Source organism: Acinetobacter sp. 24-47-39 (genome assembly GCF_056783825.1).
In genome coordinates this window covers 71,600-88,017 of the sequence record NZ_JBWYIP010000003.1, presented here as the reverse complement: position 1 = coordinate 88,017, position 16,418 = coordinate 71,600, and the positions used below count along the sequence as shown (strand labels likewise).

Annotated in this window: 15 protein-coding genes; 3 read left to right on the top strand and 12 right to left on the bottom strand. The window is 37.6% G+C overall.

Going from position 1 to position 16,418, the window contains the following annotated elements:
• Nucleotides 1-108 precede the first annotated feature (108 nt).
• The 4 genes from AC1M9C_RS04400 to AC1M9C_RS04385 all read right to left on the bottom strand — a co-directional run bounded on the left by AC1M9C_RS04400 (nt 109) and on the right by AC1M9C_RS04385 (nt 3,714).
• Nucleotides 109-618: a hypothetical protein gene (locus AC1M9C_RS04400; RefSeq protein WP_481586590.1), complete on the bottom strand. Its 510-nt coding sequence runs from the start codon at nt 616-618 to the stop codon at nt 109-111.
• 331 nt (nt 619-949) lie between these two features.
• Nucleotides 950-1,882 (bottom strand): FAD-binding protein, encoded by a 933-nt coding sequence (locus AC1M9C_RS04395; RefSeq protein ID WP_035266428.1) that lies wholly within the window; start codon nt 1,880-1,882, stop codon nt 950-952.
• 18 nt (nt 1,883-1,900) lie between these two features.
• Nucleotides 1,901-2,653, bottom strand: coding sequence for an electron transfer flavoprotein subunit beta/FixA family protein (locus AC1M9C_RS04390; RefSeq protein WP_035266425.1), 753 nt, complete (start codon nt 2,651-2,653; stop codon nt 1,901-1,903).
• A 452-nt stretch (nt 2,654-3,105) separates the two neighbouring features.
• A complete protein-coding gene (locus tag AC1M9C_RS04385) occupies nt 3,106-3,714 on the bottom strand; it encodes a LysE family translocator (protein ID WP_481586589.1) in 609 nt (202 codons plus the stop codon).
• A gap of 112 nt (nt 3,715-3,826) precedes the next feature.
• On the opposite strand from AC1M9C_RS04385, the gene AC1M9C_RS04380 reads away from it, so the two are divergent.
• A complete protein-coding gene (locus AC1M9C_RS04380) occupies nt 3,827-4,321 on the top strand; it encodes an Lrp/AsnC family transcriptional regulator (protein WP_092765973.1) in 495 nt (164 codons plus the stop codon).
• Nucleotides 4,322-4,407: 86 nt separating this feature from the next.
• Here AC1M9C_RS04380 and mtlD read toward each other — a convergent pair whose 3' ends face one another.
• Together mtlD and AC1M9C_RS04370 are read right to left on the bottom strand one after the other, a co-directional pair.
• Nucleotides 4,408-6,555, bottom strand: a complete 2,148-nt coding sequence (gene mtlD, locus AC1M9C_RS04375) for a bifunctional mannitol-1-phosphate dehydrogenase/phosphatase (protein ID WP_481586588.1) — start codon at nt 6,553-6,555, stop codon at nt 4,408-4,410.
• Nucleotides 6,556-6,765: 210 nt separating this feature from the next.
• On the bottom strand, nt 6,766-7,140 hold the full coding sequence (locus AC1M9C_RS04370; RefSeq protein WP_035267044.1) for a hypothetical protein: 375 nt from the start codon (nt 7,138-7,140) through the stop codon (nt 6,766-6,768).
• A 336-nt stretch (nt 7,141-7,476) separates the two neighbouring features.
• Here AC1M9C_RS04370 and AC1M9C_RS04365 point away from each other — a divergent pair, with 336 nt between their 5' ends.
• A complete protein-coding gene (locus AC1M9C_RS04365; RefSeq protein ID WP_481953270.1) occupies nt 7,477-9,147 on the top strand; it encodes an amidase in 1,671 nt (556 codons plus the stop codon).
• Between the two features lie 60 nt (nt 9,148-9,207).
• Here AC1M9C_RS04365 and AC1M9C_RS04360 read toward each other — a convergent pair whose 3' ends face one another.
• The 5 genes from AC1M9C_RS04360 to AC1M9C_RS04340 form a co-directional block, all read right to left on the bottom strand.
• On the bottom strand, nt 9,208-10,125 hold the full coding sequence (locus tag AC1M9C_RS04360) for a tyrosine recombinase XerC (RefSeq protein ID WP_035267040.1): 918 nt from the start codon (nt 10,123-10,125) through the stop codon (nt 9,208-9,210).
• A gap of 112 nt (nt 10,126-10,237) precedes the next feature.
• On the bottom strand, nt 10,238-11,080 hold the full coding sequence (gene dapF, locus AC1M9C_RS04355) for a diaminopimelate epimerase (protein ID WP_035267038.1): 843 nt from the start codon (nt 11,078-11,080) through the stop codon (nt 10,238-10,240).
• Between the two features lie 11 nt (nt 11,081-11,091).
• Complete coding sequence (lysA, locus tag AC1M9C_RS04350; RefSeq protein ID WP_481586586.1) at nt 11,092-12,336, bottom strand: diaminopimelate decarboxylase; 1,245 nt, start codon at nt 12,334-12,336, stop codon at nt 11,092-11,094.
• Between the two features lie 46 nt (nt 12,337-12,382).
• Nucleotides 12,383-12,577 (bottom strand): LPS translocon maturation chaperone LptM, encoded by a 195-nt coding sequence (gene lptM / locus AC1M9C_RS04345; RefSeq protein ID WP_035267033.1) that lies wholly within the window; start codon nt 12,575-12,577, stop codon nt 12,383-12,385.
• Nucleotides 12,578-12,727: 150 nt separating this feature from the next.
• The gene (locus AC1M9C_RS04340) at nt 12,728-14,125 is read right to left on the bottom strand and encodes an amino acid permease (RefSeq protein WP_035267030.1); all 1,398 of its coding nucleotides are present in this window, start codon (nt 14,123-14,125) and stop codon (nt 12,728-12,730) included.
• A 322-nt stretch (nt 14,126-14,447) separates the two neighbouring features.
• Between AC1M9C_RS04340 and AC1M9C_RS04335 the strand changes: the two genes are divergently transcribed.
• Complete coding sequence (locus tag AC1M9C_RS04335) at nt 14,448-15,806, top strand: alanine/glycine:cation symporter family protein (protein WP_035267028.1); 1,359 nt, start codon at nt 14,448-14,450, stop codon at nt 15,804-15,806.
• 58 nt (nt 15,807-15,864) lie between these two features.
• On the opposite strand, the gene AC1M9C_RS04330 is transcribed toward AC1M9C_RS04335, so the two are convergent.
• The gene (locus AC1M9C_RS04330; RefSeq protein ID WP_035267025.1) at nt 15,865-16,263 is read right to left on the bottom strand and encodes a hypothetical protein; all 399 of its coding nucleotides are present in this window, start codon (nt 16,261-16,263) and stop codon (nt 15,865-15,867) included.
• Nucleotides 16,264-16,418: the final 155 nt, after the last annotated feature.

Below are 16,418 nucleotides of genomic sequence, written 5' to 3'. Positions count from 1 at the left end.
AAAATTCTTAAACAGTATTGCCCTAAAATGAATGATAAAAATCACTTTTTTGCTACTTATACATAAAAAAGATCCTCGTAAGGATCCTTATAAATACATGAATATTCTTCAATGATGAAGTTCGCGCTTGTCCGCTTTCATTAAACTAAAAGAAATTGCAAATAAGCTTAAAATTAACGGAAACTCATACAGCTCTTCGAGTAAGCTTTCATTACTATTTTCTGTGAGCAGGAGCATCCCTATAAAGCGATGATGCTCTATCGCATCAGAAACAACGAGCCCAATCACAGCCAAAACCAAGGCCCAAACTGGGATAATAGCTGTCTTAAACTTGTTCACAATCTCTGTGCGTAATTTTTGGTTCAATAGTGGAAAAACCACAGACCCAATCAATACAATTGAGATACCTCGAAAATAGATTTTGGGGACATCAGGGAAATAATCTCGCCCCCAACTGGTACTACGACCAAACAATAAAACCCACCAGCAAACAGCCCAAAGCCAAAACTCTTTCTTACCTTCTCTAAGCTGTAAAGGCTTTATGTAAAAATAGCTAATAACTGCAAAGGACAACAATAAAAGAGCCTGTAAATTTTCAATCAGACGCACGTCTTCCATACCAAACACATTGAAATGGACTTGATTAAATAATGGAAAAATTAAACATGAGACCGCGATTAGAACAAGCGGTAATGTTATTCGGGTGTCGACCAGCAAAACACAAACTCCCTCATTAATACATTGAAAGTATGAATGAGCTTAAAAAATGATGGCGAATCATATCACAATTACAAAAAACATATAAAACGGTAAATTCTGATCCCTTGATGAGAATAATCTATAATTTTGTTTTATGAGATTTTTTTGATGATTAAATATAAAAATGCCCTGACCAAGTAAAATGAAATGAATCATTACTCGATCAGAGCATTAGTACAGCAATGCTGAATTAGATTTTAGAAACTAATTCTGGAACCACTGTATTTAAGTCACCTACTAACCAGTAGTCAGCTACTGCATTAATTGGAGCTTCTTCATCTTTGTTGATCGCAACGATCACCTTAGAATCTTTCATACCTGCCAAGTGCTGAATCGCACCAGAGATACCTACAGCAATATAAAGGTCTGGCGCAACGATTTTACCCGTTTGACCAACTTGCATATCGTTTGGAACGAAACCAGCATCTACTGCTGCACGAGATGCACCTTGAGCTGCACCAAGCTTATCAGCTAATGGATCAAGTACTTTATGGTAGTTCTCACCAGAACCTACACCACGTCCACCAGATACAACAATGCGAGCTGCTGTTAACTCTGGACGTTCTGATTTTACGATTTCTTCAGATATGAACTTAGAAATACCCGCATCACCAGTAGAAGTTGCAGCTTCAACCGCAGCAGATCCACCTTCAGCAGCAACTGCATCAAACGCTGTACCACGAACTGTACCAACAACAACTGATTCACCAGACTCTACAGTTGCAATCGCGTTACCAGCATAGATTGGACGCTTGAAAGTTTTAGGACCATCAACTGCAATAATGTCAGTAATCATACTAACATCAAGAAGTGCTGCAGCACGTGGAAGTACGTTTTTGCCCGTCGTTGTAGACGCCGCAAGAATGTGTGAATAACCTGCACCAATTGAAGCAACAAGCTTCGCTACATTTTCAGCCAATTGGTTTGCATATGCAGCATCGTCAGCTAAAAGAACTTTGCTTACACCAGCAACTTTAGCAGCTTCATCAGCAACTGCTTGAGCGCCTGAACCAGCAACTAATACAGTGATATCACCACCGATTTTTTGAGCCGCAGCTACAACGTTTAAAGTTGCACCGTTAAGTGCTTTGTTGTCGTGCTCAGCGATTACTAAAATACTCATGATTTTTATCCTTCTGTATTAGATCACTTTCGCTTCATTTTTTAGTTTTTCAACAAGCTCATCAACAGACTTCACTTGAACACCAGCTTTACGTTCAGCAGGCGCTTCAACTTTAACAGTCTTAAGCTTAGTTGCAGGATTAACACCAAAATCTGCAGGAGATTTAGTATCAAGCGGTTTCTTACGTGCTTTCATGATATTTGGTAGAGCAGCATAACGTGGCTCATTCAAACGTAAGTCAGTCGTAATAATCGCTGGAAGTGCTAGTTCAACAGTTTGTAAACCACCGTCGATTTCACGAGTCACTTGTACTTTATCGCCTTCAACTTTAACTTCTGAAGCAAATGTACCTTGACCAGCACCAAGTAATGCACCAAGCATCTGACCAACTTGGTTAGAGTCGTCATCAATTGCTTGTTTACCAAGAAGGATAAGTTGTGGCTGTTCAGCGTCTACAACGCCTTTAAGAATCTTCGCAACTTCTAAAGCACCAAGTTGGCTATCATCAGCTTCAACTAGGATACCGCGGTCTGCACCAAGCGCCATTGCAGAACGGATTTGTTCTTGCGCTTCTTTAGGACCAATAGAAACAACAACGATTTCTGAAACAGTTCCTTTTTCTTTTAAGCGAACCGCTTCTTCCACTGCGATTTCACAGAATGGGTTAATTGACATTTTAACGTTAGTAAGGTCAACCCCACTATTGTCCGGCTTTACGCGAACTTTAACGTTGGCATCAACCACACGTTTTACAGCAACAAGAGCCTTCATGTAATCCTCGGCTGTTTTAACAGAAGTAAATATTCAGAAAAGTTATAATAACTCTTCATTTAAAATTTTTAGGTGTCCTATCTTGCAATGTGTTTGGCATTTCGGTCAAGTCACAATTCACAAAACTGCTGTAAAAAAGCGTAATTTTCGTTGAACGGAGCGTTCACGAAATTATTTTGTTAATAAATTTGTCAGCTTTTCAATATTTTTTGTAAAAAATTAAACTTTGATTTTTAATATTTTTTTAATTTATTAACTACATCAGTTGAATTGATGCTGTAGACTCTTATTTTACGTTGAAAAGCGTTGGCGTGAGTCACCAAATTTGAGGTAAAAAATGTCATAACAGACAGCAAAAATTACAATAACAGCTATCCTTTTTGAGTATAATTTAACCAAAGTTAATTCTATTTGAATAGAAAGCGCAAACATTAGTTTGCGCTTTTTTAATGTTAATTCACAATGAGCCATGTTGCTGCCAATGAAAGCATCACTCCCGAACCACCATCAATCCATTTTTGACGTTTTTCATTTATCCCTGTTTTCTGTGTCAAAAATGCAAATACAAAACTCAATGATGAATAAATAATTAAGCATAATCCAATGAAGATTAGGGATAAGACAATCCCCTGTCCCATAATCGAAGAGGTATGCTGGTTAATAAATTGAGGCAAAATCGCAAAATAAATGAGCATAGCTTTAGGATTAAGTAAGGATGTTATAAAACCGCGTCTAATCGGACTATTGACCTGACTTTGTTTAATTTCAATATTTTTGTGATTAAGCGCAGATCGAATTAAATTAAATGCCAAATAAAGCAAATAACAGATTCCTAACCATTTGATCGTTTCAAAAATAATAGGGAAAGAAATAATGATAGCCGCAATACCTACAACGACTAAAAAAGAATGGACGAAATAACCCAAACACACCCCTAAAGTCGCCATAACGCCTGCTTTCGCATTTTTACCCATTACCTGTGACAGAATAAATAACATATCCGGACCAGGCGTAAAAATAAGAGGGATAACGGTCAAAGCAAATAACCAATAGGTAGACATTTTCTTTCTTCCATCATTAATGAAAATGAAAAAAAAGTATCTTCGAATTTACATAAAATAGGATTTCAAATATTCTATTTATTCTTTAATTTTTAGAATCTAATTCTAATATATGAAAATAATATCTAAATCAATTTCAGTTAAATTAGATCGTATCGATAAAAGTATCATTCATGAACTTCAAACCAACGGTCGAATTCAAAATAATGATTTAGCCAAAGAGATTGGCTTATCACCATCCTCTTGTTTAAGACGCGTAAAAATTCTCGAAGATGCTGGAGTCATCCAGCAATACACAACCATTGTTGATCCTCAAAAAATCGGATTACAACTTATTCTATTTTCGCGTATTTGGTTGGTGGGACAAGACGCTGAAACCATCGATACTTTTATTGAGGCGATGAAAGAACTCCCTCAAGTCATGGAGTGCTATATTATTTTGGGCGAATGTGATGCGATGTTAAAAGTTGTCGTACCTGATTTGGAGAACTATCGTAAATTTCAGTCAGAACACTTAACCAAAAAAAATGGGATTACCAGTGTGAAAACGGATTTACCCAGTCAAATCATTAAACAAAGCTATCAACTGCCCCTGCAATCAATTTGACACCACAAAGCAATCGATCCGACTGACTTTTTAGATCGGACCGATTATCCATTTTGATCAAGTTAAAAAGTTAAATGTTCAATGCTTTAAGTTTTTTCAACCTCGATTTTTTCATTCAAAATTTTTTCTAAAAGTACATGCTGATCCACTGATTCACTCAATTTAGGATCACAAATTTTGAGTCTTCGTTTCAGCTCTTCCTGTAAATACAATTGATCCTCAAGTTCCAATTCAGTTTGACTAAGTTGCTGAGCAAAATGCCGAATCACACCTTCAAGTCGTTGATTTTCCTTCAATATAACGTATGCATAACCCAATACAAGCCCTTTGAAAATTTCCTGATAAGGCTTACCACGTTGAAAATTGTATGCCAATGAAGATAGTACCCGCTCACCAAAACCTAACTTACGATATGGGTCTCGTGCCACTCGATCACATGGGTCTTTATAAGCCGTCTCACAAGAGTCGATAAAACTCTTCGCCAACAATTCTAAATTTTCTTTTCGATGTGGTAGTAGATCCTTTAATCCAACTTTAACCTCATGGAGTACTGCCAACATAAATTTAGAAATTTGCTCATCAGACAGTGCAATCCCGATCGTTTCATATTGTCGAAAACTTGCAGCCCATGCTGTCATTGCATGCACACCATTCCACATGCGATTTTTGATTAACTGTATCTCTTCAATCTCTTCAACCAGAATCATTTGGCGCATTTTTTCCAATAAAGGACTATTATTTTCCACATAAAGCGGCATATCTGTTTCGGCATGAAATAAGATTAATTCTAGATTCTGTAGAATATGCGCCGATTTGAATTTTTCGTATAGATCGTCAATATACTGAGTAGCCAATTGTTCTTGTTCAGCATTTAAACGCGTCCCTTCATCCACATCCGTCACGTCTAAATCATGCTCATCCTGCACATGTCTAAAAATGTTGTATTTGATTTTTAACTGTCTAAATAATTTTTGATCTGTAATTTTCGCTACCATTCGATTGACTACTGTATCGCAAAAATAGTGCTGCGACATGATGATATTGACCGTCTTCGCATCCGTAATTTCATGCAAAGCACTACAAATCTGTTGTTCAATTAACGATTTTGCACCTACTTTGTTCAAAATAATTAAAACTGTTAGAGGATTCAACTGTTCTTCAAAATGGATATAACGCGCATACAACCCTTGAGCAATGGTTTTAGCCTCTTGCTCGATTGCCTTTTCAGGTAAACACAGTGCAATTAAACTTGATTCAATATACATGTGCTGCATCATTTCAATATTTGATGCATCTATGACGGTTATATTGTCTATTCGCTCGTCATGAGAGTGTTGCCCATAACGAATACTGTAACCACCAAAAGTATTCACACTATTTCTATAGAGTGAATTCCGCGTTGAAGCATAGATTTGTTTTGGTCGAGTATATCCATCCCAATGAGACAATACTTGGGCAATATAGCCACCACCTATTGCCCCAAAACCATGTATCCCCACGACATGCTGATTTAAAGTCTGAGGAAAAGGGTCAAATAGAGCAGGCATTTTTAATTTTGGTGTAAATTGATTCAAATCTTCCAGAAAATCATGCATGCTTTCGTAAAAGAAATTCGCTTTTTCGAGCATGGTTGAATTAGGTTCTTTGATATCTTGAAGTAATACTGTTAATCCACCCGCTTCAAACGCCGACATCACTCCATTTTCTGAGTCTTCAAACATTAAACATAAAGTTGGATCAATGTTCAGTTGCTCAGCAGCTTTTAAGAAAATTTCTGGGTGTGGTTTTCCATTATCAACCTCATCGCCGCATACGATAATGTCGAAAAACTTATATACATTGGCATTGATTAAATACTCTTCAGCTATTTCACGTCGACTCGAAGTTGCTACTGCCATTTTCAGATTGGACTTTCTTAAACGTTCAAGAACTTGCATGAGTCCAAATTTAATCGGCACTCCGTATTTTCTTACATGCTCAAGTTCTAGCTGATCTGCTCGCTTTCTAATTTCCGCATACGGCACTTCTTGACCATATTGCTGATTTACTAGTTTTTCGGCACTACGAGCACTCAGACCCAAACAAGATAATAAATAAGCGTCTGTAAATTCGACTCCAATGAGCTCTAATGATGCTTGCTTCAACGTTTGAAAACGAAGTCGCTCCGTATCAAACATTGTGCCATCCATATCAAAAATGGCGGCATGGATATTATTTTCATGAAATTTAATCATTTACCCCTCTCCAAAAAAATTCAAAATTACTAGACAAGTGTAAAGAATTTGACTGAATCGAATAGGCAGAATAAATATATGAAACAAAATTGATTGTTATTTAATCAATATTTTTATCTTTATGTATTGAGTTGTTGGAAACAGGTAAATTTAATTTTCTACAAAGTAAAAGAACTAAAATTATTAGCCCTGTTTTTTAAATGTTTTTTTTCAAACTTGATTGAGCGCTGCCAAGTAATCACGATGGACGTGACTCAATTCAATAATAGGATATTGTTCTAGTTCAAAAATTTTCCAAACTTCAATAAAGTCTTCTTTCAAATCAACTCCTTGATCTGCAATAGGTCTTTCTTGCCATTGCTGATCAGAAATCCACAGATAAGTCTTAGATGCTACTGGATCAATCGCTTGGATTTTTCCTTCAGTATTAATACCCTGCACATAGGCATTGTTGGGTAGAGCAGCTTCTATCGTCGGGAGATTGATTTCCACAAAATGTTTCACCTGACGTAAACCATAGCCTGCAAAAATGTCTTTTTGTGCTGAAGAGAGTTGCTGATACTTTTGATCAATATTGTCAATCATGGCTTGACCTAATCATTCCTGCAAAATATTTTTTAATTTATATACAACTTAAATCCATCTATTAAAGTTATACCTTAAAAATAGTATTAAAAAAAATCAATTCTAAAAATTTAAGCTAAAGTTTAAGGGAAAATTATTTTTAAACGCGCAGCTTTCAAAAGCTCCATCCCAACAATACATTATTTTTCAAATAATTTTATTCGCATTAAATTAACGCATTTTATTTATATCAATGGTTATTAGCTATTTTCTGGAGCATAAAACTGTAAATTTCATTCATTTTTAGAGTGGCACATTCATTGCTTAACCAGTTTGAACTTAATCTGGGGAATGCACATGATCACATTTAAAAAAACTCTGCTTGTTGTGACGATAGCAACTTTCTTAACAGCCTGTGGTGACAATGAAAGTAGCACAAATAATTCTAACACGCCGCCTCCTGTCCCATTTAATCCTGTAGAAGCAACCATTACTGATTTGCATAACTCGATTTTAAGCAAAGGTTCATCTTGTGTTAATGTTGTGCAAGGTTATTTAAATCGTATATCAGCTTACGATCGACAAGGTCCAGAGCTCAATAGCATTATTTCTTTAAATCCAAATGCACTTAAAGAAGCAGAAATGCTCGACCAACAATTTGCAAAGAATTCAAAACTTTCAGGACCTCTTCACTGTGTCACTGTACTCGCTAAAGACAATATTGATGCTGTAGATATGGCGAACACAGCAGGTTCTGTAGCATTAAAAGATAATTTTCCAAATGATGATGCCTATATCATAAAAAATATTAAAGAAAATGGCGGAATCATTTTAGGAAAAGCCAATCTTGATGAGTTCGCTTTCGGCTTTGGTGGAAAATCAACTCTAGGTGATCAAACTAAAAATGTGTATGACTTAAGTAAAGGCCCAGGTGGTTCATCATCAGGAACTGGCGCTGCTATATCTGCAAGTTTTGCAATGGTGGGAATAGGAACTGATACGGGAGGATCAATTCGTGTGCCTTCATCAGTACAGGGTCTTGTCGGTTTACGACCATCTTTACGTCTTTTGAGTCAAGATGGAATTATTCCACTGGCACCAACTCAAGATACTGCTGGACCAATGTGTAGACAAGCTATTGACTGTGCAAAATTAATGGATGCAATGATCGGATTCGATAGCTCATTAAGTTCAAATCAACGTAGTGAATTTTCACGTACTTCTCCTCTTCTAAAATCAGAGTCTGCTTACCGCGAATTGATTAATCAACCGAATAGCTACGTTCCTCATGACACTGTAAGTCTTGTAGGAAAGCGTATTGGTATAGTACAAGCACTTTACCCTTCCGAAGGTTCAACCACTCAACAGAAAGAAGACTACAATCTCGTTAAAGAAGCAATGGATAACGCAATTACTAAACTTGAAGAGGCAGGAGCGACTGTAGAAATAGTTACAATAAGCGATCTAAATACAATTTTGACACGTTATTCGAGTCTTTCAAGTGCTGAATTTAAAATATCACTTACAGAGTATTTAAAGACCACAAGAAGTATTTACCAATCGTATGAAGATTTACTCGCTAGTGGACTAATGATCCGTAACTTCAGCGGCTATAATTCTGATCCAACAAGTGCATCATATATTGAGAATTATGAGCGCAACACCACTGAAAGAAGTCCTTTCGTGCGCTTACGCATGAATAGCGCTTTAAATAATGTTGAACTAGATGGTACTCGTAAAGGCGTACAATACGACGCTTTAGCCTACCCTTCTATTACTGGGTTTGCTGGCAATTTAGGAAGTAGCCCGACCACAGGTACCAATAATCGCCTAAGTCCGTTTAGTGGTTTTCCTGCATTATCTATGCCTGCTAAATCAGTGAACTCAAGTCGCAGTAGTTATCCTATGAATGTTAACATCGAGTTTATTGCTCGTGAATTTGATGAGCCGACTTTATTTGAAATCGCAGTCGCATTCCAAAAAGTGAATCCCGCACGTATGATACCTATACACACACCAGCACTTTAAACAGATAACTTTATCATTCAGTACAGTATTAAGTATATTCAATATACTTAATACTGAGGATTAAGATTTTTGGGCTCTAGGGTGAGCTTTATCATAGACTTGAGCCAAACGATCAAAATCTAACTGAGTATAAATTTGTGTCGTAGATAGATTACTATGACCTAGCATTTCTTGAACTGCTCGTAAATCACCACTGTTTGAGAGCAGATGACTAGCAAAACAGTGTCGCAGTAAGTGAGGATGTAAATCCACATTAACACCCGCTCTTTGTGCTTGCAATTTGACTCGATTTTCAATCTGTCGATTCGTCAATCGACTCCCTTTTTTGGTCATAAAAACTGGGGAATCCAATTCAATGTCTCCACACCAGATACGATGGACTTTGAGCCATTCAATTAAACTTGTTTTCGCTTTTAAACCAAAAGGAACAACCCGAGTTTTATTTCCCTTACCTGTAATTCGAAGTAATTGTCGTGTAAAATCGATATCTCGAATATTCAATCCTTGAACTTCAGCTAATCGTAAACCACTTGAATAAAGCAACTCTAAAATAGCTTTATCTCTTAACCACAAGAGATGATCTTGAGAGGATTCAGGTGCAGGTTGATCCAAAATTTGCTGAATCGTTTCGACATCAACCATACCCGGCAAAGGCCTTGGCTGTCTTTTTAACTTAAAATCATGAATGGGATTATTCGATAGATATTTCCCTTCCACAGCCCATTTCATGAATTGACGAATGGCTGTTAAATGACGTTGTAAGCTTGCACTATTGAGTTGATGTTGTTCAACCTTATAAGCCATATATTCTCGTAAATCAGATGCTTCAACCTGATTTAATTCAATTTTCTTTTCATAACAAAAGTCAATAAAACCAGACACATCACGGAAATACGCCTCAAGCGTATGCTCAGATTGATTTTGAATCTTTCTCTCTTTCAACCACATTGACAGCAATTGCATTGCGCCATATTGCATTTGGCTTTCTCTCTATTGAATCGATGTCTAATCATCAATACTCGTGGGCATTCCAACAAATCATAAAGTAAAAAGCCCTGAATTTCAGGGCTTTTTAGTCAGGAAATAAGTTTTATTGAAAATAACGTAGATCCAAACGACCTTCATAAACCGTTGCAGTTGGACCAGTCATCCACACCACATCTCCCTCTTTCCATTCAATCAGCAATTTACCGCCGGCAAGTTCGATTTCCACATTGCTAGACAATAAACCACGGCGCATACCTGAGACAGCAGCAGCACATGCACCTGTACCACAAGCTAATGTTTCTCCCACACCACGTTCAAAAACTCGTAATCGAGCATGTTTTTCATCAACGATCTGCATAAATCCAGCATTTACACGCTCAGGAAAACGTTCGTGAGATTCCACTTGAGGGCCTATTTTAGCAACATCAGCAGTTAACACGTCTGGCACAATGGTCACTGCATGCGGATTTCCCATATTAACCACATCAATGCTGATCGTCTCATTGTCCGCTAAAGCTAAATCATATAAAGCAGCAGGCGCTTCTGCTAGAAATGGGATTTGGTTCGGTAAGAACTTCGGATACCCCATGTTCACACGCACCCATCCATTCGCACCCAACTCAGGCTCGACGATCCCCGCCTTTGTTTGCACTTTGAATTTAGTTTTATTGGTTAAATGACGATCATGAACAAATTTGGCAAAACAACGAACGCCATTGCCGCATTGCTCAACCTCAGAACCATCCGCATTAAAAATGCGATATTTGAAATCAACGTTCGGATGATCTGGTGTTTCAACAATTAATAACTGATCAAAACCGATGCCAAAATTACGGTCAGCCAAACGGCGAATCATGACAGGATCTAAATAAGCACGTTGACTGATTAAATCAACCACCATGAAGTCATTACCCAGACCATGCATTTTAGTAAATTCTAGCAACATCTATTGTCTCCTTAAGGCAATAAGGACTCACGTTCCCACAGAGACTCAATCGTTTCACGTTGACGAATTAAGTGTGCTTGATCACCGTCAACCATCACCTCTGCTGCACGACCTCGGCTGTTGTAATTTGAACTCATCACAAAACCATAAGCACCTGCACCTAAAACGGCCAAATGATCGTTCGCTTGAATCGCAAGTTCACGCTCTTTACCAAGGAAGTCACCTGTTTCACAGATCGCACCAACCACATCCCAAACTTTTTTCTCAGTTTTCGAATTTTGATTAACCTCTTGGATATCCATCCAAGCTTCGTACAAAGAAGGACGAATCAAGTCATTCATTGCTGCATCAACAATTGCAAAATTGCGATGATTGGTAGGTTTTAAAAGATCAACTTTCGTCAGCAATACGCCAGCATTCGCCGAAATACTACGACCTGGCTCCATATACACTTTAAGACCAAGTTTTTCTAATGCAGGACGTAAAGCATTTGCATATTCTTCAACTGTCGGTGGAACTTCATCTTTATAAGTCACACCAAGACCACCACCAATATCAATATGTTTGAGGTTGATCCCTAATTTTTTCAATGCTTCAATCATGTTCATGACACGATCAAGTGCATCAACAAAAGGTTGAGTTTCAGTCAATTGTGAACCAATGTGACAATCAATTCCTACGATATCTAAGTGACTTAAACTTGCTGCATACTGATAAGTTTCATATACCGAATCAGAAGGAATACCAAATTTATTTTCTTTAAGACCAGTCGAGATATATGGATGTGTTTTGGCATCAACATCTGGATTTACCCGAAGTGAAATTGGAGCTTTTACGTTAAGTTCTGCTGCAACTTTTTGAATACGGTCAAGCTCTGCATATGATTCCACATTAAAACAAGCAATACCCACTTCTAATGCTTGACGAATGTCAGCTTCAGACTTGCCCAAACCAGAGAAGACAATTTTAGAAGCGTCACCACCTGCGCGTAAAACACGTGCTAATTCACCACCAGTCACGATATCAAAACCGCAACCAAGTTTCGCCAACACATTTAGAACAGCGATATTTGAGTTTGACTTCACTGCAAAACAAATTTGGTGATCGATAAAGTTAAAAGCACGATCCATATCCAAATAATGTTTTTCAAAAGTTGCTTTTGAATAAACATAAAGTGGTGTACCAAATTGCTGAGCAAGTTGATCCAATGAACATTGTTCTGCGTGCAAAACCCCTTGAATGCGAGGGAAACTCATGGATGTATCCTTTCTAAATTGCGCTGGAGAAAAAAATAAATGAATATTAATCTTGAGTAGGTACAGCATCTGCTTTAGGTTCAGCTTGATCCTGACTTGGGCGATCACTGTTTTTATAAATTAAATATTGTGCTCGCTTGTCATAGTTTGGATCACTGGGTAGTTGTAATGCACCAGTCTGACCACATCCAGCCAAGATTGAAACAACGGCTGCACTGATAACTCCGATCAAAATACGCATACCCACACCTATCAGTAAAATTTATAGAAGTATACCTTGATCATCTAATTCACCAAAGTATTTAACGCAACAGATTAATAACAGAAATAAAAAAACGCCAGTAATTACTGACGTTTCTTTTGACCTAAATTGCAAATCATTTATAAGTTTTTATTTTTTCTTATAAAAACCAAAATAACCAATGATCAGAATAACAAACCAAATCGGGCTCACCATCAATGCACGGCGAGTATCATCTTCTAAAGCCAATACTCCAATCATGCCAATAAAGAATATAGCAACAATCGCACATGTCACCAATCCACCTGGTAGTTTAAATGTCGATTTGGCATGAAGTTCTGGGCGTGTTTTGTAATACACCACATAACTCCAAATAATCATTAACCACACACAAATAAATAAAATGGTGGAAAGTGTTGTCGCTAAAGTAAATGCTTCCACCGTATTCGGTACGAAGTATTGCAGTGCTGCCCCTAGTAACAAACATACTGCTGAGAAATACAAGGCATTCGCTGGTACAGCTCGCTTATTTAGTGTTCCAAAAGCTTCAGGAGCTTGAGTCTCGCGCGACAAGCCAAACAGCATGCGGCTGGTTGAGAATACGCCACTGTTCATCGATGACATCACTGAAGACAATACAACCAAATTCATAATAATAGCAGCGGCTGCAATACCTGCTTGACTAAACAAGTTTACAAATGGGGAAATATTCGGATCAATCTTATTCCATGGTGTAACCGACATCACCACCAGCAACGACAAAACATAGAAAATAATGATTCGAATAGGAATCGAGTTGACAGCTTTCGGCAAGTTTGTTTCAGGATCTTTAGTTTCAGCTGCGGTTGTACCCACCAGTTCTACACCCACAAAAGCAAAAATTGCGATTTGGAAACCTGCCAAGAAACCGATTGCACCAGTTGGGAAAATCCCACCGTGTGACCAAATATTGCTGAATGCTGCGATTTCACCTGAAGTAGAAGTGAAACCTGTAAATATCATCCAAAAACCAACGCCAATTAGAACTACAATTGCGATAATCTTGATTAAAGCAAACCAGAATTCTAATTCGCCAAACAGTTTCACCGTAACAAGATTCAATCCCATGATAAATACGATTGCAGCGATGCTAATCATTACCCCTTCTTCAGGGCTAAAAGGCATCCCATTATTGAAGAACTGAAGGTAATAAATGATCGCCGATAAATCTGCAATACCGATGGTGATCCAACACAGCCAGTAGGTCCAGCCCACAAAGTAACCTGCCCATGGGCCAATTAAATCCGTGGCGAAATCAATAAACGACTTATATTGCAAATTTGAAAGCAACAATTCGCCTAGTGCTCGCATCACTAAAAAAACCATGAAACCGATGATCATGTAAATTACAAGAATTGAAGGACCAGCTAGGCTAATTGTTTTCCCAGAGCCCATGAACAAACCTGTTCCAATTGCGCCTCCAATTGCAATTAACTGCAAATGTCGATTGGATAGACTTCGTTGTAATTCACCATTTTGCTGAGGCGAATTTATATTTTGATCTGACATTTTCAAATTCACCAAATATATTAATCGGCACAACTTAACTGAAAAAAATCATATTTCAATAAGAAAATTAGCACGATCAATATTTTCTAATTAGTTTAAAGTATTAATTCATTTTTCTTATATATCACTAGAGTGATCAATTATTCATCATATTTATTTATCTTATTTTGAGTAAAATATTGAAAATCTTGTTGTTATATGTAAAAAATATAAGTGCAAAAAATAATCAAAAGGAATGATGTGTTTGATCGCGCAAAAGTATGGCATATCCCTTGCTTGATCATGCATGTAAAAAACAATCAGGAAAATAAGAAGGTAATTTATGCAAGAAATACAATCAATCATGGAAACACTCAGCGGCTTAGTCTGGGGACCTTATATGCTGGTGCTGATTGTTGGGACAGGTGTTTTCTTAACATTCCGTCTACTTTTTTGGCAATTCAGGATGCTTCCATTGGCATTTAAACAAGTGTTCGGGAAACACCCAGATAAAAAAGACTCGGGAGATATCTCACAATTTGCCTCACTCATGACTGCACTTTCAGCCACGATTGGTACAGGTAACATCGCAGGGGTAGCGACAGCTTGTGTGCTGGGTGGTCCAGGTGCTGTCTTCTGGATGTGGATGACTGCATTTTTTGGCATGGCAACCAAATATGGTGAAGGTGTTTTGGCGGTCAAATACCGTGTAAAAAATGAAAAAGGAGAAATGTCTGGTGGTCCAATGTACTACATTGAACGAGGACTTGGCGCGAAATGGAAGTGGCTCGCAGTCCTCTTCGCATTATTTGGTACATTAGCATCCTTTGGTATTGGTAGCTCAGTTCAATCAAACACAGTGGCACTAGCAGTAGAAAATAGTTTGGGTATAAGCACGCTCACCACTGCCATCATTATTACAATTTTCTCTGCATTGGTGATTTTAGGCGGCATTAAGTCTATTTCCAAAGCATCCTCAATTATTGTTCCAGTCATGGCCCTAGGCTATGTCATTGGCGGGCTAATTATTATTTTCAATAACCTTGAATTAGTTGTTCCTGCTTTAAAAATGATTTTTACCTATGCATTCACAGGTGAAGCGGCAGCAGGTGGTGCGATTGGTGCGGCGATTCGTTACGGTGTTGCCCGTGGTGTATTCTCAAACGAAGCAGGTATGGGTTCAGCGCCCATTGCAGCGGCAGCAGCAAAAACTGATCACCCTGCCCGTCAAGGCCTAGTTTCAATGACAGGTACATTCATTGATACGATTATTGTGTGCTCAATTACGGGTATTGTTCTTGTTATGGGTTTCATCATGGCAGGACAAACATTTGGTGATCAAACTGGGGCTGTTTTGACCATTAGTGTTTTTGACAAATTACTACCAGGATTTGGGGGCTGGGTTGTTACGTTCGGAATCATCTTTTTTGCTTATTCAACTATTTTAGGTTGGAGTTATTACGGTGAAAAATGTTGCACCTATTTACTGGGTGAAAAGTCAGTATTTATTTATCGTCTCATTTATATTGCTTCGGTATTTGTAGGCTGTGTCGTCACACTTGATTTAGTTTGGCTTTTCGCAGACACCTTCAATGGTTTAATGGCAGCACCAAACTTAATTGCCTTATTGTTACTTTCTGGAGTTATTGCAAAAGAATCTAAAGATTTTATTGAACGACGAAAATCTGGTGAGCTTTATTAAACAAATTAATAGAATCAAACCAATATAAAAGCCTCATTGATGAGGCTTTTTTATCTTTTCACGAAAATTTCTGATCGTTCAAATTTTGTTTTTCCTCTTGATCCTTTGCAATTTCTTCTGCTACCTCCAAGCTCAATACAAAAAATAGAACATGTTCAATTTTCATATTGCCTTGTTCATCTTCAAGATAATTTTTAACCAGCTGATACTGCTTATTTTGCTCATCAAAAGGAATATCTAGATATAGGTCACCCAGATAGCTGTCAATTTCATCCTCACCAGACAAACCTAGACATGGCTTAAATTCAATTTCATGTTGTTCAAGCCATGTAATCACATGATCTCGAATACTTTCTTCCTCATTCTGATCATCCGTGTAATTCTCAAAATGAATAAACAGCACATCACGCTGTATTTCGCGTGCGATGGCATCAATATGTTGGGCGTACAAACGCATATCAAATAACTCAGTCGATTCTTGATATGAGTATAAATCAATTCATGATTGCTTTAATTTAATATCTCGTTAAAGCACACGTCATGACTTGTCTTATTGTTTTAAAATTTGATCAATATTTTTTTGTTTTCGTGACCTTTACTCAGTATGCTCAG

What these genes read in the sequence shown, in the direction of transcription:
- AC1M9C_RS04380 (WP_092765973.1), top strand. Translation starts at nt 3,827, where the DNA reads ATGAAAATAATATCTAAATCAATTTCAGTTAAATTAGATCGTATCGAT.
- AC1M9C_RS04390 (WP_035266425.1), bottom strand. Translation starts at nt 2,653, where the DNA reads ATGAAGGCTCTTGTTGCTGTAAAACGTGTGGTTGATGCCAACGTTAAA.
- AC1M9C_RS04370 (WP_035267044.1), bottom strand. Translation starts at nt 7,140, where the DNA reads ATGATTGACAATATTGATCAAAAGTATCAGCAACTCTCTTCAGCACAA.
- AC1M9C_RS04335 (WP_035267028.1), top strand. Translation starts at nt 14,448, where the DNA reads ATGCAAGAAATACAATCAATCATGGAAACACTCAGCGGCTTAGTCTGG.
- lysA (WP_481586586.1), bottom strand. Translation starts at nt 12,336, where the DNA reads ATGAGTTTCCCTCGCATTCAAGGGGTTTTGCACGCAGAACAATGTTCA.
- AC1M9C_RS04365 (WP_481953270.1), top strand. Translation starts at nt 7,477, where the DNA reads ATGATCACATTTAAAAAAACTCTGCTTGTTGTGACGATAGCAACTTTC.
- AC1M9C_RS04360 (WP_035267040.1), bottom strand. Translation starts at nt 10,125, where the DNA reads ATGCAATATGGCGCAATGCAATTGCTGTCAATGTGGTTGAAAGAGAGA.
- AC1M9C_RS04330 (WP_035267025.1), bottom strand. Translation starts at nt 16,263, where the DNA reads ATGCGTTTGTACGCCCAACATATTGATGCCATCGCACGCGAAATACAG.
- dapF (WP_035267038.1), bottom strand. Translation starts at nt 11,080, where the DNA reads ATGTTGCTAGAATTTACTAAAATGCATGGTCTGGGTAATGACTTCATG.
- AC1M9C_RS04395 (WP_035266428.1), bottom strand. Translation starts at nt 1,882, where the DNA reads ATGAGTATTTTAGTAATCGCTGAGCACGACAACAAAGCACTTAACGGT.
- AC1M9C_RS04385 (WP_481586589.1), bottom strand. Translation starts at nt 3,714, where the DNA reads ATGTCTACCTATTGGTTATTTGCTTTGACCGTTATCCCTCTTATTTTT.
- lptM (WP_035267033.1), bottom strand. Translation starts at nt 12,577, where the DNA reads ATGCGTATTTTGATCGGAGTTATCAGTGCAGCCGTTGTTTCAATCTTG.
- mtlD (WP_481586588.1), bottom strand. Translation starts at nt 6,555, where the DNA reads ATGATTAAATTTCATGAAAATAATATCCATGCCGCCATTTTTGATATG.
- AC1M9C_RS04340 (WP_035267030.1), bottom strand. Translation starts at nt 14,125, where the DNA reads ATGTCAGATCAAAATATAAATTCGCCTCAGCAAAATGGTGAATTACAA.
- AC1M9C_RS04400 (WP_481586590.1), bottom strand. Translation starts at nt 618, where the DNA reads ATGGAAGACGTGCGTCTGATTGAAAATTTACAGGCTCTTTTATTGTTG.